Source organism: Caballeronia sp. SBC1 (assembly GCF_011493005.1).
Lineage (GTDB): Bacteria > Pseudomonadota > Gammaproteobacteria > Burkholderiales > Burkholderiaceae > Caballeronia.
In genome coordinates this window covers 1,468,617-1,492,330 of sequence record NZ_CP049157.1, presented here as the reverse complement: position 1 = coordinate 1,492,330, position 23,714 = coordinate 1,468,617, and the positions used below count along the sequence as shown (strand labels likewise).

Genomic DNA, 23,714 nt, shown 5'->3' with positions numbered 1-23,714 from the left:
AAAGGAATTGCATCGTGAAACGCCTGGTCCTTTCCACGCTGACCGCCACGCTCGCCACTGCGGCGCTGTTCAGTTCGGGCGCGTCGGCACAGACGCTTAACATTGCGTTCGCCGATCCGCTCTCGTCGCTTGATCCGCAGTTGAACAACTACGCGGGCGACCGTTCCGTCGACTTGCACTTCTGGGACCTGCTGGTCGAGAATCACAACAACGTGCTCGCGCCCGGCCTTGCGACGAGCTGGAAGTCGACCGGTAACGACACGTGGGAATTCAAGCTGCGCCAAGACGTCAAGTGGCAGGACGGCACGCCCTTCACCGCTGACGACGTGATCTATTCGTATCAGCGCGCCCGCAACGTGCCAGGGACCATCGCGACGTTCGCGGGGTATCTGCGCACGATCGCGTCCGTCACTGCGCCTGATCCTTACACACTGATCATCAAGACCAGTTCGCCGACGCCGGACCTGCCGCTGAACCTGACGTCCGTTCATATTGTCAGCAAACATATAGGCGAGAAGTCGACGACGGAAGACTACAACTCCGGACGCGCGATGGTCGGCTCAGGGCCGTACAAGTTTGTGTCATATACGCCGGGCGACCGCGTGGTGATGACGCGCAACGACGCTTACTGGGGCGCCAAGCCGATCTGGGACAAAGTGAACTATCGCTACGTGAGCAACGCGGCGGCACGCACGGCGGCGCTGCTGTCGGGCGACGTGGATATGATCGACAAGGTCTCCGTTTCTGACCTTCCGCGCCTCAAGCAGTCGCCGAAGGTATCCGTCTTCGCGTATCCCGGCCTGCGTGTGCTGATCCTTCAGCCCAGTTTCCGTGAAGGCCCGAGCCCATACATTACCGACAACGCCGGCAAGCCGTTGGCCAAGAACCCGCTGCTCGACGTGCGTGTGCGCCGCGCGTTGTCGCTCGCGATCAATCGACCCGCTATCACTGATCGCATCCTGCAAGGCGCGGCGACGGTCGCGAACCAATGGATGCCGGCCAAGACCTTCGGTTATAACCCGGACGTGAAGGACATTCCGAACGACCCGGTCCAGGCAAAGAAACTGCTGGCCGAAGCGGGCTTTCCGGACGGTTTCCAATTAACGCTCAGCGTGCCTAACGATCGTTATCCGCAAGCGCCTGAAACGGCGCAGGCTGTGGCGCAATTCTGGACGCGCATTGGCGTGAAGACGAAGGTCGAGGTAATGCCGTGGGCCAGTTACGCAAGCCGCGCGAACAAGAACGAGTTTGCGGTGAGCATGATTGCGTGGGGCAACGGTACGGGCGAAGCAAGCTATGCGCTCGTCAACATTCTTGGCACTGTTGATGCGAAGAAGGGAATTGGTGCGTCGAACTGGGGCCGTTATAGCAGCCCGGCCGTCGACCACGCGCTCGACGCAGCCACGGCCGAGTTCGATACCGCTAAACGTGAAGCCATCCTGCGGCAGTCGGTGAAGGTCGTAAGCGACGATGTCGGCATCATTCCGCTCTTTCACTACGAGAACGTCTGGGCCGCGAAGAAAGGCCTGAAGGTCACGCCGGCGGTCAGCGACCGCACGACCGCGATGATGGTTACGCGCAGCGGCAGTTGAGGCCATCATGATCGACATCACGGCTACACCGGGCGATGATCTGATCGACGTGGCGCGGCGCATCACAGTGACCGGTGCGCGCGCTGGCGCATTGCTCACCCTTCGTACGCAGACGGTGCGCGGCGCAGGCACGGTCTGGACCAGTCGCGCGATTTTTCGTGCCAATGACCACGGCGTCATCGACTTGTCCCGCGACGCGCCGGTCGAAGGCGACTACAGCGGTGTATCGGCGATGGGACTTATATGGTCGCAAGTTCCCGTTGAAGTGGGCAAACGCGAAGTGTTTCCCGCCGACGTCTCCAAGGCGTTGTCGACCTGCATCGAAGTCATTGGTGAAGACGGACAGGTGCTGAGCGCCACGCTGCTGAACCAGCGGCTGATGGCACCCGGCGTGCAACGACGCGAGGTGCGCGTTGACGGCTGTGTCGGCACGTTGTTCCTGCCCGCGTCACCCGGACCGCACCCCGTCGTGCTGGTGCTGAACGGATCGGGCGGCGGCATCAATGAACCGCGCGGAGCGCTTTACGCATCGCGTGGATATGCCGCCCTCGCGCTCGGTTACTTCAAGACGCCGGGGCTGTCCGATTACATCTCCAATACGCCGCTCGAATACTTTCGCCGCGCGCTCGACTGGATCGCACGCGAGTTGCAACCAGCGTTCGGCTTCATTGCCGTGAGCGGGCAATCGCGCGGCGGCGAACTCGCGCTGCTGCTCGGCGCCACGAACCCGGATCGCATCAAGGCGGTGATCGGTTATGTGCCCGGCGCGGTCGTTCACAGCGCGCAGAATGCCGCCGATCCGGCGACAGGTCGCGAAGGTCCGACCTGGCTGCTCGACGGCAAGCCGCTTCCGCACTTGTGGGAAAACAACCGCACGGCTAGCTGGAAACCCTTCGACGATGGCCCGCCGCCGCATCGTCACGAACGCGCAATTCGAACCGCGTTGCTCGATAAGGACGCTGTGGAGCGGGCGCGGATTCACGTCGAGAATACGGATGGGCCGGTGCTGCTGCTCTCCGCTACCGACGACGGTTCATGGCCCTCCTCCGACTACTCACGCATGGTCGTGGAGCGGCTTGAACGGGAGAAGCACGCGTATCCGGTGCGCCATCTCGACTTCGATAACGCCGGCCACGCGATCGTTTTCCCGTACGTACCGACCACGCAACTCGTGTATGCGCATCCCGTTTCAGGGCGCATCAGCACGGGCGGCGGCGAACCCTCAGCGAACGCGCGCGCGGATGAATCATCGTGGCGCGAAGTGCTGGATTTTCTCGATGCGGCCGTCCATTACCGTGCATCAAAAACTGCGGGCAACTCTTTCAGGCAGGAGCATTCATGACAGACAGCTACGATCTCAGCACCGATATTGTCGACCGGATTGCGGGCCTTACGTCCGGTTCGCCGGCCTACGCGACCCGGCATAAACGCGATAAGGTCGCCGTCGCGACCCAGCGCAGCTACGAAGCGTTGTTCGATCCGGCGCTGCCGGATTTGTCGTTGACCGACCGTTTGCTAGTGGCCTTGTATGCATGCACGTTATCGAAAGCCCCTGCGTTAGCGACTCATTATGCGGAACGGCTTGCTTCAATCAATGCGGACCGTGCCGTGATCGACCAGATCGCGCAAGGCTCGATCGACGCTCAGGAACCTCGCTTGCGCGCAATGCTTGCCTTCACGCGCACGCTGATCGAGGCGCCCATAGACGGCGATAAAGCTGCGCTCGAACGTCTGCCCGCCGCCGGCATTCCGACGCCGGCTGTGGTCGCGCTCGCACAGTTGATCGCCTTTCTTTCTTATCAGATTCGCCTGACGGCCGGCTTGCGCGCGCTGCAGGTCTTGAATGCAACGGAGGCAGCATGAGCCGGGTAATTGAAGCGCATGGCTTCACGAATCGCGTACTGGGATGGGATGCGTGGCTTGACGTGGTGGAACTCGCGAATGCCTCTCCCGAGCAGATCACCGTGCTCGAAGAGAGCCATCCGAAGGCGAAGGAGTCCGACTACTACCTGTTCCTCGTGCATCAGCCGGAAATCCTGCGGCAGCGTTCGGCGGCCTTCAACGCGATCATGTATGCACCGGGTGGCTTGCCGCGCGCAGAGCGGGAACTGGCATCGACGGTTGTTTCGCGAGTCAACGGCTGCGTGTATTGCGCGTCCGTGCATGCGCAGCGTTTCGAGCAACTGGCGAAACGCGATGACGTGATCGAACAGGTTTTCAACGATCCCGCTACGGCAGGAACGTCGCCACGCGAGAAGGCGATCGTACAGGCGTCTATCGACCTCACGCTGACACCGGGCCAGGTTGAACCGGCACGGTTGCGGGCGCTGCGCGATGTGGGATTGCGTGATGATGAAATCCTCGACCTGATTCACTCCATTGCCATCTTCGCGTGGGCCAACCGCCTGATGCTCAATCTCGGCGAACCGGTTGGGTGATCGGGCAAGCTTGCGGCGAAGAATAATCCTCGTCAGGGCGCCGGCTCTGTCCGGCGTCTCGCCCTTTCGTTTGAACACCTGCCGCCCGGCAGCGCCAGGCATTTCTAGCTCGACTTCCTACTTCCCCTATAAACTCTGTACCAGGTCAGGTTTGCTCCGGCTGAGCCTTGCCTGACCACGGCTTGATGTCATTCCTAAAAGTGTGAGGCTTTTCCCTCGGGGTCTCATGAAACAACATCGCCCGCATCCTCTGCGTTTTCCGCACGACCACTCTCATGTGGCCTGGCGCGATCTTTCGTTGACGTCGGCACCGTTCGCGCTGTTTTTCATCGTCATGATCGGGCTGATCGTGTGGCTGGCGGACCCGGCTCCCCCAAGAACCATCACGATCAGCGCAGGGCCTCAAGACAGTGCGCTTCTGCATACCGCCGACGAGTACAAGAAGATCCTGGCGCGCAATGGCGTCACTCTCAAAGTGCTTGAATCCGATGGTTCGGTGCAGAACCTGCAACGATTGATGGACCCCAAGAGCCATGTCGATCTTGCGCTGGTTCAAGGGGGCGTGTCGGATGCGGCGGCGAGGTCATCGCTCATGTCGCTTGGGAGCGTCTTTTACGTCCCCATCGTGGTGTTTTATCGAGGCAAGGGGCTGATGCAGTTGTCGGACCTGGAGGGCAAGAAGATTGCAATTGGCCGCGAGGGCAGCGGCACCCGCAGGCTGTCACTCAGTCTGCTCGAGGCCAACGGCATCACGCCGGGCGGCGACACCGAACTTGTGCCGCTGGACGGCATGGACGCTGCAAAACAGCTGGTCGCGGGAAATGTTGATGCGGCGCTCCTCAATGGTGACTCGACCACGCGCGAGTTGATGCTGAGGCTGCTGGGTATCCCGGGCATTTCCGTGATGGATTTCGCAGAAGCAAGCGCTTATACGCGGCTCTTTCCGTATCTGGACGAAATCGACCTGCCACCGGGCGTGCTGGATCTCCGGCGAAAAATACCGCCGCAGACCTTGCATATGATCGGCCCGACCGTCGAGATCCTCGCGCGGCAGAACTTGCATCCGGCCATATCGGATCTGGTCATTGAAGCTGCCCAGGAAGTCCACGGCAAGCCAGGGCTGCTGCAAAACGCCGGGCAATTCCCCAGTCCAATCGCCCGCGAATACCCCATCAGCGAAGAGGCTACGCGCTACTACAAGTCGGGGAAGAGTTTCCTCTATCGCGTGCTGCCCTTCTGGCTCGCCAGTATTGCAGACCGGATACTTGTACTGTTGCTGCCCGTCGCCGTGCTGCTGATCCCGGCGTTACGGTTGATTCCAGCGTTGTATGCGTGGCGCGTGAGATCGCGGATATATCGGTATTACGGCGCGCTGATCGCAATAGAACGCAGCGCGCTGAGCAGTTCGACGGAGGAAGAGCGAACGGCGCTCGTAGCGGAGCTCGATCAAATCGAGGAGTCCCTCAATACCCTGCGGATGCCGCTCGCGCATGCCGATGCCTTTTATGTACTTCGCGAACACGTTGGGTTCGTGCGTGCGCACCTGAGCGAAGCGTCGCGGCAGAAGGTGCACGGGTAGGGTTTGGGCTTAGGTCGGAGAACAGGCGTCACACCTGGCCGCACCCTGGCCGCGCTTTCGCCGCGCCCTAATACACAATTTCGGATTTAGAAATAGCGAATCGATATTGGCGCGAGTGACCCACGCCTGCCAATAATCCGATCGTGGAATTCCACGCATTGCGGTATGCGCAATCAATCAGGACTGCTGCTGCAACGCCAGAATCCGGCGAAGTTCCACGGGCCGTACAAACACCTTAAGTCTTCATACCGGTGGACGTAGCGAGTACCGTCCGGACTCGCACGCACCTGCGTCATAACAATTTTGGGGCGACGATGAGCGATACACCCACCACCACTCCTGCTTACAACGCCGAACGCCGGCCCGACCGGTCCAGCAGCGGCCCCTTTAAAACCGAAGACTGGTGGGCCGTCTGGATCGGCCTGGCAATCATCGTGATCGCATACCTGCTGTTCGCGTCGGGTACGAGCATCAAGTGGCTGGCAGTCGCGCCCGCCAAGTGGTCGAGCAGTGCTCAGGCAGCAACGGACCTGGGACGTCACCTCCCGAACTACATCGCACTCTTTATTGTCTTCGCCATTCTGTTCGGCGTCGCGGTTGCGGCGCTCGGGCAACGGGTCGCACAGTTCGTGCCCGGTTTTCTCGTCGTGTTCGTGGTGTCGACGCTGATTTTCATCGCCGGCGCCTGGACCAGTTCGTCGACGTACAACCTCGAACCGCCGCTCATCGCACTCGCGCTCGGCCTCATTGTCTCGAACCTGACACGGCTTCCGGCATGGCTCGTGCCTGCGTTGCGCGTCGAGTTCTATATCAAGGTCGGTATCGTGCTGCTCGGCGCTACGCTGCCCTTCACGCTGCTCGTGTGGGCCGGTCCCGTCGCAGTCGGGCAAGCGACCGTCGTTTCGCTGGTCACCTTCTTCGTCATCTTTCTGGTCAGCCGCGCGCTCGGACTGGACAAGCGTTTTGCGGCCGTGCTCGGCGTCGGCGGCGCGGTGTGCGGCGTATCGGCGGCTATCGCCATAGCCGGGGCAGTGCGGGCGAAGCGCGAACAAGCGTCCGTCGCAATCACGCTGGTCGTGGTCTGGGCAATCGTGATGGTTTTCGCGCTGCCGTTCGTGTCCCGTGCGTTCGGCTTGCCGACCGGCGTGGCTGGTGCGTGGATCGGAACATCGGAATTCGCGGATGCCGCGGGTATTGCCGCCGCGCAAGCATACGGCGATCTGGCGAAGCATGCGGGCAGCGCAATAGCCGGTGCGCCCGAAGCGTCCCTGCAAGCCTTCACGCTTATGAAGGTCGTAGGGCGTGATATCTGGATCGGCATCTGGGCATTCGTGCTCGCGATTGTCGCCACCACGCGCTGGGATCGCGACGAACCCGGCGCCGTCAAAACGCAGACGACCGTGCGCGAAATCTGGACGCGCTTTCCGAAGTTCGTGATCGGCTTCCTGATTGCGTCCGCGCTGGTTACGTGGATCGGCAGCCATTACACGCTGGCTGAATACCGGAGCGTTGTGACGCCCGCTTTCGTCGCGCCGATCACCGCACTGCGCACTTGGGCGTTCACCTTCTGTTTCCTGAGCATCGGCCTGACCACGCGGCTCGGCAGCCTGTCCGCGACGGGTGCGAAGCCTTTCATCGCGTTCACGGCGGGCGTTGCCGTGAATGTGGTGATCGGCTATCTGCTGTCGGTGCATGTGTTCGGGGCATATTGGGCCTCGCTCGGACAATGAAAATGCGCGATGCCGCCAAGCGTGATGACAAGTTGGCATCCAGGGTCGTCCGCGTCTGCGCTGTTTGCCGGCATTGCGAACACGACCGTCATGCGCTGGAAGCGACGATTCCCGGGCTGACTTCGTTCAGCTCGGGATTTGGTGCAAGTGTGGGAGAAACGCGCCTTTGCCTGCTCCACGATCAGTTGATATCGCCAGGCGATTCGTGCAGCGAGTTCGAAGCCTTGCTTGAGATTTATGACACCACGACGACTCGTTAAAATGGGTCTATGCGGTCACGCCAGTGCGCCGCGTGACGATCGACGGATAGCGCAGACACCACCTGCCGCATTCGCCGCACCTCGATAAGCCTGCTCCAAGCCGCTACATCGAAAGGCGGCTGGCGCGTACGGACAGGCAGTTGCACCGCAACCGCTAAGCCGTTGCGAAAGCAATATCCGATGGGCTGCCAACCGCCACATAGGTTCCCGTAAATCGAAGCTTGCCACTGGTCGCATCGACGGCAAAAATCGCGATTTGATCGCTGCGTTGATTCAGTGAATACAGGAACCGGCCCGACGGATCAAACTTGATTACTCGAGGATAGTCGCCACCGGTCGGGGTTTCACCAATGCGCGTCAGACGACCGTCTATGCCCACGCGAAACTGCACGATGGTGTCGTGAAGACGGTTCGCCACATAGATAAAGCGGCCGTCATGCGAGAGCAAGAGTTCCGATGCGAAGCTCGTGCCCTGGTAGGCGGCTGGCAGCGTTGAGACGGATTGCAATTGCGTCAGCACGCCGCGTGCGCTGTCGTATGCGTAGCAGACCAGGGTCGACGCTTCCTCGGTGACTTCGTACATATACCGGCCGCTCGGATGAAACACCACATGCCGCGGCCCCGCGCCTGCCGAAGCTGCGACAAACGGCGGGTCGTTCGGCGACAGCGTGCCAGTGGTCTCATCGAACTTCCAGATATACGTGCGATCGACGCCGAGGTCAGTCGAAATCACAAATCGCCCATCCGGCGAAGACACGATCGTGTGTGCATGCGAACCATCGTGATCGCTAATCGCGAAGCTTCCAGGGACGCCTTCTGCCGCGTGTTGCGCACCTGCCGGCGCCTGTGGCCGTTGCACGGAACAGGCGTCACCCAGCACGCCGTCGCTCGCCACCGGAAAAACCGCGATGCTTCCGCTGTTGTAGTTCGCGACCAGCAGGAAGCGGCCGTTCGGATGCAGACTCAGATAGACCGGTCCAGCACCTTGCGAATCGACCGTGTTGATCAGATGCAACGAACCCGTGCCGTGTTCGATTGCATACGCGCTAATCGATCCGTTTGTGGTGCCGTTGTAGTTCTTTACCTCGCTTACGGCAAACAGGAAACGCTGTTGCCGGTCGACGACGAGGCAGCTCGGATTCTCGATGCCACGCACCGGTTCGAGCGCGTCAAGCTTGCCGGTGTGAGGGTCGACCTGGAAGCGATGAATGCCAAGACCGTTCGGCGTGTAGGTACCGACATAGGCGAATAGCGGCTCGCCCGTTCCCGCTGTAGTTACGTTGCTTGTACGCCCGCTCGCCGCCTGAGCGCTGCGAGTTACTGCGAGCGAACTTATGGCCGACATGGCTGCCAGCGCGCTCACGCTTTTCAGCCAGACACGCCGCGACTGCGATAAACGAACTTCGAGGTTTCGAACTTTGCTCACTGTTTGCCTCCTGGATGATGACTGACAGCCCCCAAGTGAATATGAGCGCCGCGACCGAGATGACCGTCTCGCATACGGTTTAAGTCTTGAAAGTTTGATCCACGGAGTCAGTGCTTTCCGCCAGAGCGCCGTTCCGGATGTGCGCTGCGCGCACCAGTGCTTTTTGACTTGCACGATGCCGGCAGTCAGTCCGCCAAGGAATTTGCAGGCGTCTCCTGTGTTTCATTCCTTAATTGTGGAATATATGTTTTAATTGAGGACGATTCTAGCATGCGATGTCCCGGCGTCAACTGGATAAAACCACTCGACATCAGAGGGGGAGTTATGGCGCGCACGGCCTATTTTAATTAGCATACCGATTCAATTACGTCGCGCACCATCTTTGCGATTTAGACTCACGACTCCAGGATCTATTTCAGCCAGCGCTTTCACGGCGAGCGTTTCCGTTAATGTGGTGTTGGGCTATCTGCTGTCCGTGCATGTGTTCGAGGAAATTTTGCCCCCTTGGTCTATGAAGATGCGCGGTGTCGCCAAGCTTGATGGCGCTGGTGCTTCCCACACCGTCTGCGCCGTTTGCAGGCATCGCGAACACGATCGCCATGCACTGGACGTAGCGATCCCCGGGCTGACTTCATTCAGCCCGGGATTCGAAACGGGTGTGAGAAAGACGCGTCCTTGTCGACGCCACGGTCGTGCAGCGGCTTCGAAGCCGTGGTTGAGGGCCGCGCTTGAGGGCTATAAAGCCGTCACACCCCGCTAAAATACATCTATGCCGTCACGCCTGTGCAAAACGTGACGATCGACGCATTGCACGGCCCCTGCCTCCCGCATTCGACGCGCCCAGATAAGCCTCCGTCAGCACGTCGAGTTGCTCAAGTTCAGCCGATGTTCCCTGCGCCACGACGCGCCCGCCTTCGAGCACATATCCGTACGTTGCGTATCGCAGGGCCGTAGCCGCATTCTGTTCGGCCAGCAGAAAGCTCACCCCGTCCTCACGATTGAGCCTCCCGACGGTCTCGAAGATCTCTTCCACTATCTGCGGCGCAAGTCCCATTGAAGGCTCATCCAGCAGGATCACCGATGGCCGCGCCATCAACGCGCGGCCGATCGCGACCATTTGCTGCTCGCCGCCCGAAGTTAGCCCGGCGAGCGACTTGCGACGCTCCTTCAAACGCGGAAAAATCTCATAGATACGTTCAAGGCCCGCCTCTATTTCACGCGCCGACGCGCGACGGACATACGCACCGATTCGCAAGTTCTCCTCTACCGACAAATGCGCGAAACAACGCCGCCCTTCCAGCACTTGAACAAGGCCGGCCTCCGCGAGCGTCCATGGGTTCGCACGCGTCACGTCCCGGCCTCGATACACAATTCTCCCCGCCGTCAACTCGCCTCGCTCGGCGCCGAGCAGCGCTGAAATAGCCTTGAGCGTAGTGGTCTTGCCCGCGCCGTTGCCGCCAAGCAGCGCGACAACGGCTCCCTCCTGCACGCTCAGCGACACCCCGCGCAACGCCGAAATGAGTCCGCCATAACTGACGGCGATGCCGTCCACATCGAGAACCGCGCCTTCGGCCATTGCTACAGATCCTTGCTGCAGTCGCGCGGCGTGATGCCCTTCTCTTTCGCATACGCGTTCGCGGATTTTTCGATAACAGGACGCAGCAGCGCGCGATCCGCCTGCACCCAGTCGCTGATCACCTTCCATTGCTGGCCGTCCCATTGCTGGAATCGCACGGCGCCGCCGCCTTCGTGATCGGAGCATGACAGCTTGAGCGGTTGTACCAGTCCGAGTGCACCCAACTGCTTCAGGCGGGCGTTGTCGAGATCGAGGTGTTCGAAACCCCAGCGCACCTGTTCGCCGGTCAGCGGCTTATTGCCATATTTCGCCTGAGCAACGCGCAAAGCTTCGACATTAAGAATGCCGTTCACGACACCCAGGTTGTAATACACCGTCCCGAAGCGCGCTGGGTCACTAAGGTTGCCCTTGCCCGGCTTGATCACGTATTGATCGATATCCTGAAGCACCGGATAGTTCGTCCCCGACGGATGCGTGGTGATCGAGATGAAACCCTTCGCGGCGTCGCCCGCAGGACGCACGTCTTCTTCCGAGTTACTCCAGATGTTGCCAATGATGTGATCGGCCGGGAAGCCCACCTTCTGCGCCGACTTGAGTGCTACCGGATTCATTACGCCCCAGCCACGCAGGATGACCCAGTCGGGATTGATCCGGTGAATGTTCAGCCACTGCGAACCCTGTTCGTTACCCGGATGCGGCACCTCGATCTGCGTCAACTCAAAACCATACTTCTTGGCTAGGATGTCGAGTACGGGAATGGTCTCGCGGCCATAGGGCGAACCGTGATAAAGCACCACGATCTTCTTGCCCTTCAAACCCTGCAATCCACCTGACTGCGTCCCGATGTAGTTGATGATCGCGGAGACTTCGCTATACGGGTTCAGTTGCAGCGGAAACACGTAAGGGAATACGGCGCCATCGGTGGAGTCCGTGCGACCGTGATTGATCGTGATGAGCGGGAGCTTGTCCGCCGTCGACCGGTCGATGGTCGCATACGCAATGCCGACCGAAAGCGGATTGGTGGCGGCCGCCGGTGCGCCGTTAAGGCCTGCCTTCAGGCGCTCGTAGCATTCCACGCCCTTCTCCACCACATATTCTGTCTCGCATTCGCTCCACGTCAGCTTGACGCCGTTCACACCGCCGTCACGAGTATTAATGAGCCGCATATAGTCGATAAAACCGCCAAAGAAACCGGTGCCGCCCGCCGCGTACGGTCCCACTCTGTAGCTCTGCAAAGGGAAATACTCTTCGCCCCCTGCGTAGGCAGTTGAAGGGGTCGCAAGAGCGCCGGCCGTGAGCACGAGCGATATGCCGGCAATGCCAGCCACGCGCGACCAGCTCGCGCGGAATAAACGGGATAGGGAAAGATTCATGCTGAATGGGTCCGTGTCTGCCTGGGTTGAGATGAAAGATAAGAGTGTTTTTGCGCAAACATTCAGGCCCGCAGCGGCCAGTTCCTGAGACGCTGCCGCGCGATCTGCGCGAGCCGCGCAAGCCCATCCGGCTCCTTGATAAGGAACACGATGATCAGCGTGCCAAAGAGGATCTTCTGAAGGTTCTGAAGTTGCCCGACATCCACGCCAATGGCGGCGAGCACGCCAGCAGCGTGGGACAGCGCAATGGGCAACAGGACGATGAAAGCGGCGCCGTAGAAGTTGCCTGCAATGCTGCCCATGCCGCCGATGATGATGATGAACAACACCTCGAACGAAAGGTTCAAGTCGAAACCGTGCGGCTCGACCGTGCCGAGGTAAGCGAACGCCCAGAGCGCTCCTGCAATGCCCACGACAAACGAACTGACGGCGAACGCCAGCAGTTTTGTACGGCCAATCGGAATGCCGATGACCGCCGCTGCCGTGTCCATGTCGCGCACCGCCATCCAGCGTCGGCCGAGTTCGCTGCGCACGAGGCTAGCGGCCACCACGAACAACACGACGACTACGCCAAGCACAAACTGGTAACGCGAAACCGGCGTCGCAATGGACCAGCCGAAGATCGACAGCCGGGGGGCGCTGAGAACCCCGGACGTATCGTCGTTGGAGAACCAGCTCACTTTGGTGAGAAGCCATTCGATGAAAAACTGCGCGGCCAGCGTTGAAGCAATCAGGTAGAAGCCCTTGATGCGAAGACTCGGCAGACCGAACAACGTGCCGATCGCAGCGCTCAACAAGCCGCCCGTCAGAAGGTCCACTGGCAGCGGCAAACCCGGCGCGCGGACGGCGAAGTTGTAGGTTGCGTAGGCGCCTACGGCCATGAAGGCCGCGGTGCCCAACGACAGTTGACCCGCATAACCCGTGAGCAGATTCAAGCCGAGCCCGGCCAGCGACAGGATCAAAAATGGCGTGAGCACGGCGCTCAGCCAGTATTCGCTGGCTACGCCCGGAACCGCCGCGAGGATGGCCAGGAAGGCGGCTATAGCGAGCCCCGGAGCGACCGGCGTTGCAACGTTCAGCCTCGCGCGGCGAATGACAATATTCGACATAAGCGGCCTCATACCCGTTCGACGGCGGGTTCGCCGAACAACCCTGCTGGACGCACGAGCAGGAACAGAATGGCGAGCACATACGGAAACCAGTTCTCGATGCCACCACCCACTAGCGAGCCTAGATACACCTCGGCTAGCTTCTCCGAAGCGCCGACCAGCAGACCGCCGGCTATAGCTCCGCCAATCGACGAAAAACCGCCGATGATCAGCACTGGCAGCGCCTTCAACACCACCAGCGACAACGAGAACTGCACCCCGAGCCGTGCGCCCCACAGCAGGCCGGCAACGAGGCTGACAAACCCCGCCAGCGACCAGACAATGGCCCAGATTCGCGGCAAGCGGATACCCACTGCGAGCGCCGCAAGCGGATCGTCGGCTACGGCGCGCAGCGATAAACCGAGCCGCGTACGATTCGTCATCAGCGACAACACGATCACAAGCACACCGGCTGTCGCGGCTGCGAAGAGATCGAACTGGCTGATCATCACGCCGCCCAAATGAAGCGGTTTATCGTCGATACCCAGATCCAGCTCATGCACCTGCGCACCCCAGAACAACTGCGCAGCGCCTTCGAGAATGAAGCTCAAGCCAAGCGTTGCCATGAACAGAACGATAGGCGTACGGTTGACAAGCGGCCGCAGCACCGCTCGTTCTATGGCAATGGCGATCAGTACCAGCAGGGCAAGCGTTGCCACAAATGCAAGCCACGGCGAAACATGGCGTTCGACCAGGCTCACGAATGTCAGCGCACCGAACAGCACCAAAGAACCCTGGGCGAAATTGAACACGCCCGATGCCTTGTAGATCAATACGAAACCTATCGCGACCAACGAATACATCACGCCAGCCAACAGACCGCCGACCAGCACTTCAAGAAAAAAACTCATGGATGCAGCCTTTGAGTGAACCGGTGAGATAAGCGATAGCGCCAAGGTCAGTGACGCGTGCCAAGATAAGCCGCCAGCACGGCCGGATCGACACGCACTTCGGCGGGAATGCCGTCAGCAATCTTCTTGCCGTAGTCGAGCACGACAATGTGATCGGAGAGATCCATCACCACGCCTATGTCATGCTCGATCAGCACGACGGTCACACCGAATTGCTCGTTGGCATCGACAATGAAACTCGCCATCGCGCGTTTCTCGTCGGCGTTCATGCCGGCCATCGGTTCATCGAGTAAGAGCAAACGTGGCTCGGCCGCCAACGCGCGCGCCAGTTCCACGCGCTTCTGAACGCCATACGACAGCGTGCCTACAACGCTATGACGCACGCGTTGCAAGTCCAGCGCTTCGATCACGACCTCGGCGTAGCGACGTTGTCTTGCTTCGTCGCGTTGGGCACGGCCGACTCGAAAGGTTTGCTCGATCCATGTACTGCGGCGATGCAGGTTGCGTCCCGTCAATACGTTGTCGAGCACGCTCATGCGCCGGAACAACGCGATGTTTTGAAACGTGCGTGCAACGCCACGATGCGCCGCGTCATGCGGACTCATGCGGCGGCTCTCCGCGCCATCGAAACGTACGGTGCCCTGTTGCGGCCGGTAGACGCCGTTGATCACGTTGAGCAACGAACTCTTGCCTGCGCCGTTGGGGCCGATCAATGCGCATATCTCGCCCGGGTGGACGTCGAAGCTGATGTCGGTGATAGCCTTGACACCGCCAAACGATAACGAAATCCGGTCGAGTGAAAGCAGCGCTGGTGAGGCGATTGATAAGGGCTGTGTTTGAGACATCACGCAGGTTGTCCATGTACATCGGCGGCTTCGTGAGCGGACGGAACACGCTCGGCCAAACGCTGCCATTGACCATCGTCCGGCCACATCCGGACATCGATTCGCAACGCTTTGAACAGGCGCGCTGCGTCGTCATCCAGACCTGCACCGGCGATTAATGCGGCATGGGTTCGCTTAAAGCCGATCACCTCACGCAACGGCCGCGCGACACCCCACCATGCGACGAGACGCAGCAACCTTGACGAACGCTCGTCGCTCAGGCGATCAAGCAAGCGGCGCCGAATAGAATTCGCGCCTGGCAGTCTTGTATCGACGAGCCGCGCAACGCGGCCATAGGTCTCTCGCGTTCCTGCAACCAAGGTGGGCGAGAGTTCACGCCGGTCGTTATCGCGAGTCTCCAGCGATTCAGGAAAATTCAGGCGAAAGCCGGTCAGAAGCCAAGGCGCAACTAGATAACGAGCCTGCGCCGTTGTCGCGAATGCGCGAGCGGCGAACGCATCGTCGGCCGGCTTCAGATGTTCCTCCCCCGCAACCAGCAGCGCCTCGCGAATCAGCGTTGCATGAGTGATGCGCTGCTCCTCAATGCCGTGCCCGGCGTCATCGCGATAGAAGATAAACGCATCATGGTCTGGCCGTGCCGTGGCTTTGACGCCCTTGTCCGGCGAAGGCGAAGGCGAAGCCAATGCCGCGTACTCGACAACATCAGCATGCGGATGCGGCCGCAGGCCGCGCGGGTTCGCATCTATCACCCACTGCGACAACGCCAGCAAGCGGTCGATCTGCCGGTCGTCGTCGGCGAAGGTAAAAAGCGGCGTCAGATGCCGCACGATCCGGCCAAGCGTTTGATCCGATACGGAAGGCTCGAGCGGCACCGCAACCCCTCCCCGCCATTGCGCGGCGAGCGACAACAACAGCGCCTCTTCGCGCGGCTGGCTGACGAGCAGCAGTGCATCGCCCACACCGAAATCATGTGCCGCCAGCCCGGCAGCAAGCGCCTCCACTTTCGTGGCCAGTGCGTGCCAGCTTAGCTGTTCCCATTGGCCCAGCCGCTTATGCCTCAACGCCGGCGCGTGAGGGCGATGCCGCGCCTGCTCCGCAAGCCATGCGGGCAAAGTGTCAGGGAGCACCGGCTTTGGTGTCACCATCTCATGCAGCCTTTGCTTCAAGTTGCGCGGCCTCTTCGAGTTCGCGCACGAGCGGCAAGACACGCTGGCCGAAATACTCGACCTCTTCAATAAAGTGCAGGAATCCGGCCAGCACCAGATCCACGCCCACCGACTTAAGCTCCACGATCCGCTCGGCAATCTGGCGCGGCGTGCCGATCAGGTTGGTACGGAAGCCGTCGTTGTATTGCACCAGGTCTTCGAACGTCGATTTGGCCCAGTTGCCCTCACCTTCGGGCGATGCACTGCCAGCCTGCTTCGCTGCATCACCGAAAGCATGAACCGCTTCCACATGCGCATGCTTGATGATGTCAGCGAGGACAGCCTGTGCTTCTTCCTCGGTATCGCGCGCGATCACAAACGCATTCACGCCAATGCGCACCTTGTGGTTATTGACGGCAGCCTTGGCCTGGATATCGTCAATCTGCAGCTTGAGGTTCGCGGGCGTATTGCCGTTCGTGAAGTACCAGTCCGAAACGCTCGCGGCATTGTCGCGTGCCGCACGCGAGCTACCGCCCTGGAAGATTTCCGGGTGAGGCTTTTGTATCGGCTTCGGGCTTAGCGTGTAGTTATTGAATCGATAAAAATCGCCACGGAACGTAAAGTTGTCCTGGGTCCAGATGCCCTTGAGCGCTTCAATGAATTCATGGGACCGGCGGTAACGTTCGTCATGTTCGAGCCACGGCTCGCCAATTGCCGTGAACTCGCCTTTGAACCAGCCACTTACTACGTTGATACCAATGCGCCCCTTGGAGATATGATCAATGGTCGCTATCTGCTTGGCGACAACCGCGGGGCTCCACGGTCCCGGCAAGATCGCCGCGAGCACTTTCAGCTTGGTGGTTGCGTGCAGCAACGCCTGGCTGAACGACACCGACTCATGTTGATTGTCCGCGCCGTAACCGGCCGTAAAGCGGATTTGACTGAGCGCGTATTCGAATCCTGCTTTCTCTGCGGTCTGCGCAAGCTTCTGGTTATATTCAACGCTCCAGTCGGTGCGCTGCTCAATCGTGCTTACAACCAAGCCGCCGCTGACGTTCGGGACCCAGTAGGCAAACTTCAGCGCATCCTGCGGTTCGTCGTTCCTGTCGCTCATGACAATCTCCTGATTAATTAGCATTCCGATGCACTGACGTTCTGCATCGTTTTTGCGATTTCGATTCACGGCTCCAGAATCTATTTCAGGTGGCCGCCGCTATCCAAGCAATTTATTCAGCTATTCATATGTGCGGCGACCGGCTTAGATAAGCGCCAGCAACGGAACCCGACGCAGCAACAGCGATATCGGTGCAATGCCGCTCGGTGGTGGCCGCCATGCGCACTGGACCGATAAACATTGCGGAAAACGATCTAACGCAAGTGAAGTTGATCGGCTAGATTGAAAAGCCTTCGCGCTCGCATTAGCCCGCGCTCGACTCACTATTTAAAACACCCAAGGATTTTTCGACATGACACAACAGCCGCCTGTCGCGCTATCGGTTGGAGCGGATTATGAAAGTGTCGCCAGCCGCTTCAGGCCCATCTTCGAACGCATTGCCGCCGGGGCCGTCGAGCGCGACCAGCGAAGGACCTTGCCCTACGATCAGATCACGGAGCTCAAGCAAGCGGGCTTCGGTGCACTGCGCGTTCCGGTATCACATGGCGGTGCAGGCGTTTCCATTAAGCAATCGTTCCGCTTGCTGATCGAACTCGGTGCCGCGGATTCGAATCTCCCGCAGGCATTACGTGGCCACTTCGCTTTTGTAGAGGACGTAGTCAACGCCCCCGCCAGCGCGGAACGGGACGAGTGGTTCGCGCGCTTCGTACGCGGTGACCTGTTCGGCAATGCGTGGACGGAAGTTGGCAACGTCGCGCTGGGCAGCGTTATCACCAAAGTAGCGAAGCAAGGTGACCGCTGGGTCTTGAACGGCGAGAAGTACTACAGCACGGGCAGCATTTTCGCGGACTGGATCGACGTTTATGCTCAGCGCGCTGAAGACGGCAGCGACGTGATTGTCGCGGTAGCCGCGAAGCAGCCCGGCGTGACGTTACGCGACGACTGGGACGGTTTCGGTCAGCGCACTACAGGTAGCGGCACGACAGTGTTCAAGGACGCGGCGGTCGAACCAGGTCATATCGTCGACTTCGCGCGGCGCTTTAAATATCAGACCGCGTTCTATCAACTATTCCATCTGGCGACGCTGGCCGGCATCGCCCGGGCGGCTGAACTCGACGCGGCAGCCGAAGTGCGTGCACGCAAGCGCATCTACAGCCATGGCAATGCGCCGCATGTCAGCCAGGACGTTCAGATTCAGCAAGTGGTTGGAGAGATTGCGGCCTGGGCATATGCCGCGGAAGCGATCGCGTTGCGCGCGACGGAGCCGGCGCAGCGGGCGTATGAAGCGCGTTTCGCTAATGACATCGACGCCGAAAAACGCTTCAATATCGAGGCCGAAATTGAGTCAGCGAAAGGACAGATCGTGGCGACGGAACTTGCGTTACGCGCTTCGACCCATCTTTTCGACGCGCTGGGTGCATCGGCTATTGGCGGCGGCAAGACGCTTGACCGCCATTGGCGCAATGCACGCGCGGTCTCGTCGCATAACCCGATTGTGTACAAGGCCAAACTGGTTGGCGACTGGTCGATCAACCAGAAAGAACCCATCTATGTCTGGCAGATCGGCGCTGGACCAGGAGCGGTGTAATCGAGTGAGCGCAACCGGCACGACACGTGCCGGCTTATGCGCCATTCGCTTCCAGATGAGCCTTCAGCGCATCGATAAACACACGCACCTTCGGCACCGGATAACGCGCCGAAGGGAAAATGGCGTGAATGCCCGCGGGCGGCGATGACCACGCCGGCAGCAAGCGCACTAGCCGTCCCGCTGCAACATCTTCCCCGATCGAGAAATTCGTCAAGTAGGCCACGCCGCCGCCAGCCAATGTTGCTGCGCGACAAGTAGGCGCCGTGTCAGCGAGGAAACCCGAACTAAAGCGCACGGTCCGCTTCCCGCCACGCGTGCTTTCAAGCGGTGCAACCAGTGGTTTCTGTAAAGCGGACATGCCGACGAACGGCAATTTCGCAACCGCCTCAAGCGTAGTCGGCTTGCCCCAGCGCGCGACAAACCTGGGACTCGCGACGATCCATTTGACGAAGCCGCCAATCTTCACCGCGCGATGACTCGAGTCCGCCAGCCGCCCGAGCCGGATTGCGACATCGACCGCTTCCGCGACCAGATCCACCTGACGATCAGCCGACACGAGTTCAATCTTGAGTTCCGGATGACGTTGCTGCAACGTGACGAGCATGGGCGCCACCACACTCGCCCCATAGTCGATGGGCGTAGCAACGCGCAGCGTTCCTCGCAGCATGCCCGACTCCTGCGCCAATGCAAAAATTGCCTCTTCGGTCGCGCTCAGGATCTGCCGGCTCGCTTCGTAGAACGTCCTGCCCGCCTCCGTCACGCTGACCCGGCGCGTGGTGCGTATGAGCAGGGTTGCCCCGACCTCGGCCTCAAGACGCTGCATGTGCGTGCTGACCATGGTCTTCGCGATCCCAAGACGGTCGGCGGCGGCCGTCAGCGAACCCGCCTCGACTACCGCCGCAAAAACCACTAGCCGGTTAAGGTTAACAGCGCTCAGGCTAGTCATGGGATTGTCCACTTTAAGAGGATTGTCTAACCGCCATTATCCGTCTTCTCACGCGCGGTGCGGCGTTCTATGCTTGATATATCCAAACACCGGTTCGAACCTTTCCAGAGTATCCATCATGACCACGTGCGCCAAGCCACTCCAACCCATACGCCTCCATACCACCCTGCTGTCAGGACACGGGCATCGGGCGAAGCTTTTCCTGACCCTGCTCGATTTGCCTTTCACCACGATCGAACTCAACATGAAAGCGGGCGATAACCGCAAGCCCGCGCATCTGGCACTCAATCCGTTCGGCGAAGTACCGGTGATCGAAGACGGCGATATTGTCGTGACCGATTCCAATGCGATCCTTGTCTATCTCGCGCGTAAATACGGCGACCCGTCGTGGCTGCCGGAAGATCCCGTCGGCGCGGCGGCGGTGCAACGCTGGTTGTCGCTGGCAGCGGGAAAGATTGCGTATGGCCCCTGTGCCGCGCGTCTGGTCACAGTGTTTGGCGCGCCGAAGGACTACGCGACAGCCAAGAAGATGGCGGAAGACCTCTTCGCGATTATCGATCCCGAGTTTCGCGACAAGCCTTTCGCGGTTGGGCAAACGCCGACCATAGCGGACATTGCCGCCTATTCGTACATTGCGCATGCGCCCGAAGGCGGCATCTCGCTCGAACCGTATCCGCATTTGCGCGCATGGATCAAGCGCGTCGAGGCGCTCCCGCGTTTCGTGCCAATGCCCGTGACCAAGGCCGGTTTGCTCGCCGAGACCACGTAACACTTCATTCAGCACACACGTCTCTCCAATACCGAGACCATCATGTCCGCTCTTGCACCCGCTCCTGTTGCCGCGCCGCCCTCGGGCTGGCGTGCTGTGGAATCGCCCTTTCATGCTGGTGAACTCGCCGCGCAGGAACGTGCAGGAGTGCGCGAGCGGATGGACGTTGATGCGCGTCGCGGAATTCGCGACTACATGCCTGAGCAACATCGACGGTTCTTTGCGGAACAGCCGTTCATGGTGCTCGGCGGAGTCGATAGAACGGGGCAGCCGTGGGCCACGCTGCGGGTCGGCGCGCCGGGTTTTATCTCGACGCCGGATGAACGCACATTGCGGATAGCCGGGCGCACTCTGGCAGGCGATCCGCTTGCGAGTACGTGGCAGGTCGGATCGGTCATGGGCGGACTCGGCATTCAGCCCGCTACTCGCCGGCGCAATCGTGTGAACGGTGTCATTACCGCCATCGACGATCAAGCCATCACCATTGCGGTAAGCCAGAGCTTCGGCAATTGCGCCAAGTACATCCAGAGCCGTACGCCTGTTGAATTTGATGCGGGAGAAATGTCATCGGAGCCGCCGCTTGTTTCAGATCATCTGAACGAGGCTGACCGAGAGCTGCTTGCTAAGGCGGATACGTTCTTCGTCGCCAGCGCGAACACATCGAGCGAAGCAGGCATGGGACGTGGTGCCGATGTGTCGCATCGCGGCGGCAAGCCGGGCTTTATTCGCATCGACGGCGACCATACGCTGACCACGCCTGATTTCAGCGGTAATCTGTTCTTCAATACCATCGGCAACCTGATGCACGATCCGCGCGCCGGGTTGCTTGTGATCGACTTCGACAGCGGCGATCTGCTGTATCTGGCCGTGGATGCCGAGGTCATTTGGGAAGGCCCAGAACTCGATTCATTCGATGGTGCCGAGCGCTTGATTCGCTGGCATGTCCGTGAGGTGCGTCGTACTCAACGCGCGTTGGCCATGCGCTGGTCGGGTGTGCAATACGCACCGCAACTTGTGAAGACCGGGAGCTGGAAAGAGCCGGAAGTTACGCCCACCGCCGCGAACGCCTGGCGCAAATTAAAGGTCTTCAACGTTCGCGATGAGGCTCCCGGCGTGCGGTCGTTTTATTTTCAAACGGCCGATGGATCAACGCTTGCGCCATACGAACCCGGCCAGTTCCTGCCAATCCGGTTGCACGTTCCTGGGCTCGCAGCACCGTTGATCAGAACCTATACTCTCTCCGATACCCACCGAGGCACGCTTTATCGGATCACGGTGAAGCGTGAGGGCGCGGCGTCGACGTGGCTGCATGAGAACGTGAAGGCAGGAATGGAGATCGAGGCCAAAGTGCCGGGTGGCACTTTCGTACTTGACCGCAAGAGTGACCGCGCGGTGGTCTTGCTGTCTGCCGGCATTGGCATTACGCCGATGATCGCCATGCTGAACAGTTTGCTCGCCGACAAGAGCGGGCGGGCGCAGCCCGAGCAGATTCATTTTATCCACGGTGCTCGCCGGTCTGAAGAACACCCGTTCGCTGACGAACTCAAGGCCGCTGAGCAAGCGTATTCGCATCTCTCTGTGTATCTGCGAGACAGCCAGGCTGATGGCGTTCATGGAACGAAGTCATCCGCCGGACGGGTTGATATTGCGTATCTCAAGAGCGTGTTGCCGTTTGGCGATTACGATTTTTACCTCTGCGGCCCCGGCGCGTTCATGCAGGACATGTACAGCGGCTTGCGTTCGCTCAACATTGCCGACGACCGGATTCGTTTTGAAGCGTTCGGACCAGCAAGTGTCAACCGAACGGGAAGCGCTACGCCGGCACTGACTGTAGCGAAACCGGTTGTGCCTCGTGACCCCGAGCGGTCATCGAAGGTAGTCTTCATGCGTACGCATCGCGACGGGCAGTGGTCACCCGAAGACGGAAGTCTGCTGGATTTTGCAGAGGCGAACGGGGTGTCGGTTGCGTCGAATTGCCGGTCCGGAGTGTGTGGCACGTGCGCCACGCGCGTGGTGTCGGGGGAGGTGACATATCCCGTGCCATGCGAGGGAGAGATCCCGGCGGGACACGCGCTGATATGCAGCGCAATACCCGCAAGGATGGGTTCGGGCGATGACTCGTCCGTCGTACTGGACCTGTGAGGGCGGCGTACTGCCCTCGGATAATCAGAAGAAAATGAAGTCGTCGTTGCTGTCGGGTAGAGCGCTTAATATGCGCTGGAATTGATAACCGCCAACCACCCCGGCGAAACCGATAATGACCGCAAGCCACGCACGCGTCGCCCGGTGGGCATGTATTGCGGATACCGTTGCCGAATCCGGAAGGTCCATCGCCTTCTTCTGTCTTGAGCGGCGCATTTAGTTAGCCGCCGTTACGGTGTCAGGCAGCATCGAAGCCAGGACCTCGGCAAATTCGGTCGTCCCGAAACGGCGCTCGCCTATTCCCTCTTCCACATCGATGCGGCCTGCGTTGTGCGTATCGTAGAGATCGATAATAAGCTGTGCATGATCCGCGCCAAGGCCGGCTCGCTGCAGCATGGCCGGCCATTCGTTGCGTGGCACTTCATACGCGCTGATTTCACGCCTGCTCGCATCGCTCAGTGCGAGGGCGACGTCGAGCGCTGAGATTCGCCGCGGACCTTCAATGCTGACTACACGCGGCACGCTCCCGCGTGACTCGTCCAGCAGCAGTTCTGCCGCTAGAAGACCCACGTCCTGTGCCGCCACCGTTGGAAAGCGCTTGCTTAACGGATGATGCAAGCTCGGCAACTTACCCGTTGCCAGCGCGACAGGTATCACGCGTGCCCAGTTCTGCATGTGTTCCGCCGCGCGTAACAAAGTCACGTTTTGAACCGATACCTGCAACTGTTTTTCAAGGGCATGAAAGAGCAAGGTAATGCCCGTGCCGTGGTCCAGTTCCGCGCCATAGTCAGACAGCGCGAGTACATGACGGGGCGGATTGGCGCGCAATGCATCGGCTGCAACTTCAATCATGCGATGCATCGTGCTGCCGGGATGTGCGTCGCCGATCGGGACGGGGCACAGGATCTGTACTGCGTCCGCATCCTCTATTGCTCTGGCGACCGATGCCGGGTTCGTCAGATCGGCAAGCACGATCTCGCAGCCCATCCGCGCAAGGTGCTCGCCCTGAGCTTCGTTTCGTACCACCGCTCTGACCGCATGGCCCGCATTGCGAAGCGATGCAGCGCTCACGCGCCCTACTTTGCCTGATGCTCCGAATATCACGAACACGTCCGACTCCTTGTTGGCCTGGATGTCGTCATCGTAGGGAGGTTGAACGTTCCAGGCGCGCAGGGAAGGATCGACGTGCGCA

Annotated in this window: 21 protein-coding genes; 10 read left to right on the top strand and 11 right to left on the bottom strand. The window is 60.2% G+C overall.

The genetic code is table 11. From position 1 onward, the window contains the following. Window positions 1-14 precede the first annotated feature (14 nt). The 7 genes from SBC1_RS24690 to SBC1_RS24665 all read left to right on the top strand — a co-directional run bounded on the left by SBC1_RS24690 (window position 15) and on the right by SBC1_RS24665 (window position 7,599). Window positions 15-1,592, top strand: coding sequence for an ABC transporter substrate-binding protein (locus tag SBC1_RS24690; RefSeq protein WP_165094234.1), 1,578 nt, complete (start codon window positions 15-17; stop codon window positions 1,590-1,592). Between the two features lie 7 nt (window positions 1,593-1,599). Next, a complete protein-coding gene (locus tag SBC1_RS24685) occupies window positions 1,600-2,934 on the top strand; it encodes an acyl-CoA thioester hydrolase/BAAT C-terminal domain-containing protein (RefSeq protein ID WP_206366094.1) in 1,335 nt (444 codons plus the stop codon). Then, window positions 2,931-3,455: a CMD domain-containing protein gene (locus SBC1_RS39660; RefSeq protein WP_206366095.1), complete on the top strand. Its 525-nt coding sequence runs from the start codon at window positions 2,931-2,933 to the stop codon at window positions 3,453-3,455. The genes SBC1_RS24685 and SBC1_RS39660 overlap by 4 nt, the downstream gene beginning before the upstream one ends. After that, the gene (locus SBC1_RS24680) at window positions 3,452-4,030 is read left to right on the top strand and encodes a peroxidase-related enzyme (RefSeq protein WP_165094237.1); all 579 of its coding nucleotides are present in this window, start codon (window positions 3,452-3,454) and stop codon (window positions 4,028-4,030) included. Before SBC1_RS39660 ends, SBC1_RS24680 begins: the two co-directional genes overlap by 4 nt. A 226-nt stretch (window positions 4,031-4,256) precedes the next feature. Beyond that, the gene (locus SBC1_RS24675; protein WP_165094241.1) at window positions 4,257-5,609 is read left to right on the top strand and encodes a TAXI family TRAP transporter solute-binding subunit; all 1,353 of its coding nucleotides are present in this window, start codon (window positions 4,257-4,259) and stop codon (window positions 5,607-5,609) included. Between the two features lie 314 nt (window positions 5,610-5,923). Continuing rightward, on the top strand, window positions 5,924-7,339 hold the full coding sequence (locus tag SBC1_RS24670) for a YeiH family protein (RefSeq protein ID WP_165094245.1): 1,416 nt from the start codon (window positions 5,924-5,926) through the stop codon (window positions 7,337-7,339). Window positions 7,340-7,341: 2 nt separating this feature from the next. After that, window positions 7,342-7,599: a hypothetical protein gene (locus SBC1_RS24665; protein ID WP_165094248.1), complete on the top strand. Its 258-nt coding sequence runs from the start codon at window positions 7,342-7,344 to the stop codon at window positions 7,597-7,599. A gap of 154 nt (window positions 7,600-7,753) precedes the next feature. On the opposite strand, the gene SBC1_RS24660 is transcribed toward SBC1_RS24665, so the two are convergent. The 8 genes from SBC1_RS24660 to sfnG all read right to left on the bottom strand — a co-directional run bounded on the left by SBC1_RS24660 (window position 7,754) and on the right by sfnG (window position 17,077). Beyond that, complete coding sequence (locus SBC1_RS24660; RefSeq protein WP_165101207.1) at window positions 7,754-8,944, bottom strand: lactonase family protein; 1,191 nt, start codon at window positions 8,942-8,944, stop codon at window positions 7,754-7,756. Between the two features lie 856 nt (window positions 8,945-9,800). Then, the gene (locus SBC1_RS24655; RefSeq protein ID WP_165094252.1) at window positions 9,801-10,601 is read right to left on the bottom strand and encodes an ABC transporter ATP-binding protein; all 801 of its coding nucleotides are present in this window, start codon (window positions 10,599-10,601) and stop codon (window positions 9,801-9,803) included. A gap of 2 nt (window positions 10,602-10,603) precedes the next feature. Further along, a complete protein-coding gene (locus tag SBC1_RS24650) occupies window positions 10,604-11,974 on the bottom strand; it encodes an ABC transporter substrate-binding protein (RefSeq protein ID WP_165094255.1) in 1,371 nt (456 codons plus the stop codon). Between the two features lie 62 nt (window positions 11,975-12,036). Further along, window positions 12,037-13,083: a branched-chain amino acid ABC transporter permease gene (locus SBC1_RS24645; protein WP_165094260.1), complete on the bottom strand. Its 1,047-nt coding sequence runs from the start codon at window positions 13,081-13,083 to the stop codon at window positions 12,037-12,039. 8 nt (window positions 13,084-13,091) lie between these two features. Then, window positions 13,092-13,973: a branched-chain amino acid ABC transporter permease gene (locus tag SBC1_RS24640; protein ID WP_165094264.1), complete on the bottom strand. Its 882-nt coding sequence runs from the start codon at window positions 13,971-13,973 to the stop codon at window positions 13,092-13,094. A 47-nt stretch (window positions 13,974-14,020) separates the two neighbouring features. Further along, on the bottom strand, window positions 14,021-14,818 hold the full coding sequence (locus tag SBC1_RS24635; RefSeq protein ID WP_165094268.1) for an ABC transporter ATP-binding protein: 798 nt from the start codon (window positions 14,816-14,818) through the stop codon (window positions 14,021-14,023). Beyond that, window positions 14,818-15,963 carry an AMP-binding protein gene (locus SBC1_RS24630; protein ID WP_165094273.1) on the bottom strand — a complete coding sequence of 382 codons (1,146 nt, stop codon included), beginning with the start codon at window positions 15,961-15,963 and terminating at the stop codon, window positions 14,818-14,820. Before SBC1_RS24630 ends, SBC1_RS24635 begins: the two co-directional genes overlap by 1 nt. A 1-nt stretch (window position 15,964) precedes the next feature. Then, a complete protein-coding gene (gene sfnG, locus SBC1_RS24625) occupies window positions 15,965-17,077 on the bottom strand; it encodes a dimethylsulfone monooxygenase SfnG (RefSeq protein ID WP_165094277.1) in 1,113 nt (370 codons plus the stop codon). Between the two features lie 352 nt (window positions 17,078-17,429). Here sfnG and SBC1_RS24620 point away from each other — a divergent pair, with 352 nt between their 5' ends. Next, entirely contained in the window at window positions 17,430-18,665 is a 1,236-nt protein-coding gene (locus SBC1_RS24620; protein WP_165094280.1) for an acyl-CoA dehydrogenase family protein, read from the top strand. A 34-nt stretch (window positions 18,666-18,699) separates the two neighbouring features. Here SBC1_RS24620 and SBC1_RS24615 read toward each other — a convergent pair whose 3' ends face one another. Beyond that, window positions 18,700-19,611: a LysR family transcriptional regulator gene (locus SBC1_RS24615; protein WP_165094285.1), complete on the bottom strand. Its 912-nt coding sequence runs from the start codon at window positions 19,609-19,611 to the stop codon at window positions 18,700-18,702. A gap of 118 nt (window positions 19,612-19,729) precedes the next feature. On the opposite strand from SBC1_RS24615, the gene SBC1_RS24610 reads away from it, so the two are divergent. Both SBC1_RS24610 and SBC1_RS24605 read left to right on the top strand, forming a co-directional pair. Continuing rightward, entirely contained in the window at window positions 19,730-20,380 is a 651-nt protein-coding gene (locus SBC1_RS24610) for a glutathione S-transferase family protein (RefSeq protein ID WP_165094288.1), read from the top strand. A gap of 42 nt (window positions 20,381-20,422) precedes the next feature. Then, window positions 20,423-22,522: a pyridoxamine 5'-phosphate oxidase family protein gene (locus SBC1_RS24605; RefSeq protein WP_165094291.1), complete on the top strand. Its 2,100-nt coding sequence runs from the start codon at window positions 20,423-20,425 to the stop codon at window positions 22,520-22,522. A gap of 24 nt (window positions 22,523-22,546) precedes the next feature. Here SBC1_RS24605 and SBC1_RS24600 read toward each other — a convergent pair whose 3' ends face one another. Next, window positions 22,547-22,711, bottom strand: coding sequence for a hypothetical protein (locus SBC1_RS24600; protein WP_165094296.1), 165 nt, complete (start codon window positions 22,709-22,711; stop codon window positions 22,547-22,549). Window positions 22,712-22,738: 27 nt separating this feature from the next. Then, a complete protein-coding gene (locus tag SBC1_RS24595) occupies window positions 22,739-23,632 on the bottom strand; it encodes an NAD(P)H-binding protein (RefSeq protein ID WP_165094300.1) in 894 nt (297 codons plus the stop codon). Window positions 23,633-23,714 lie beyond the last annotated feature (82 nt).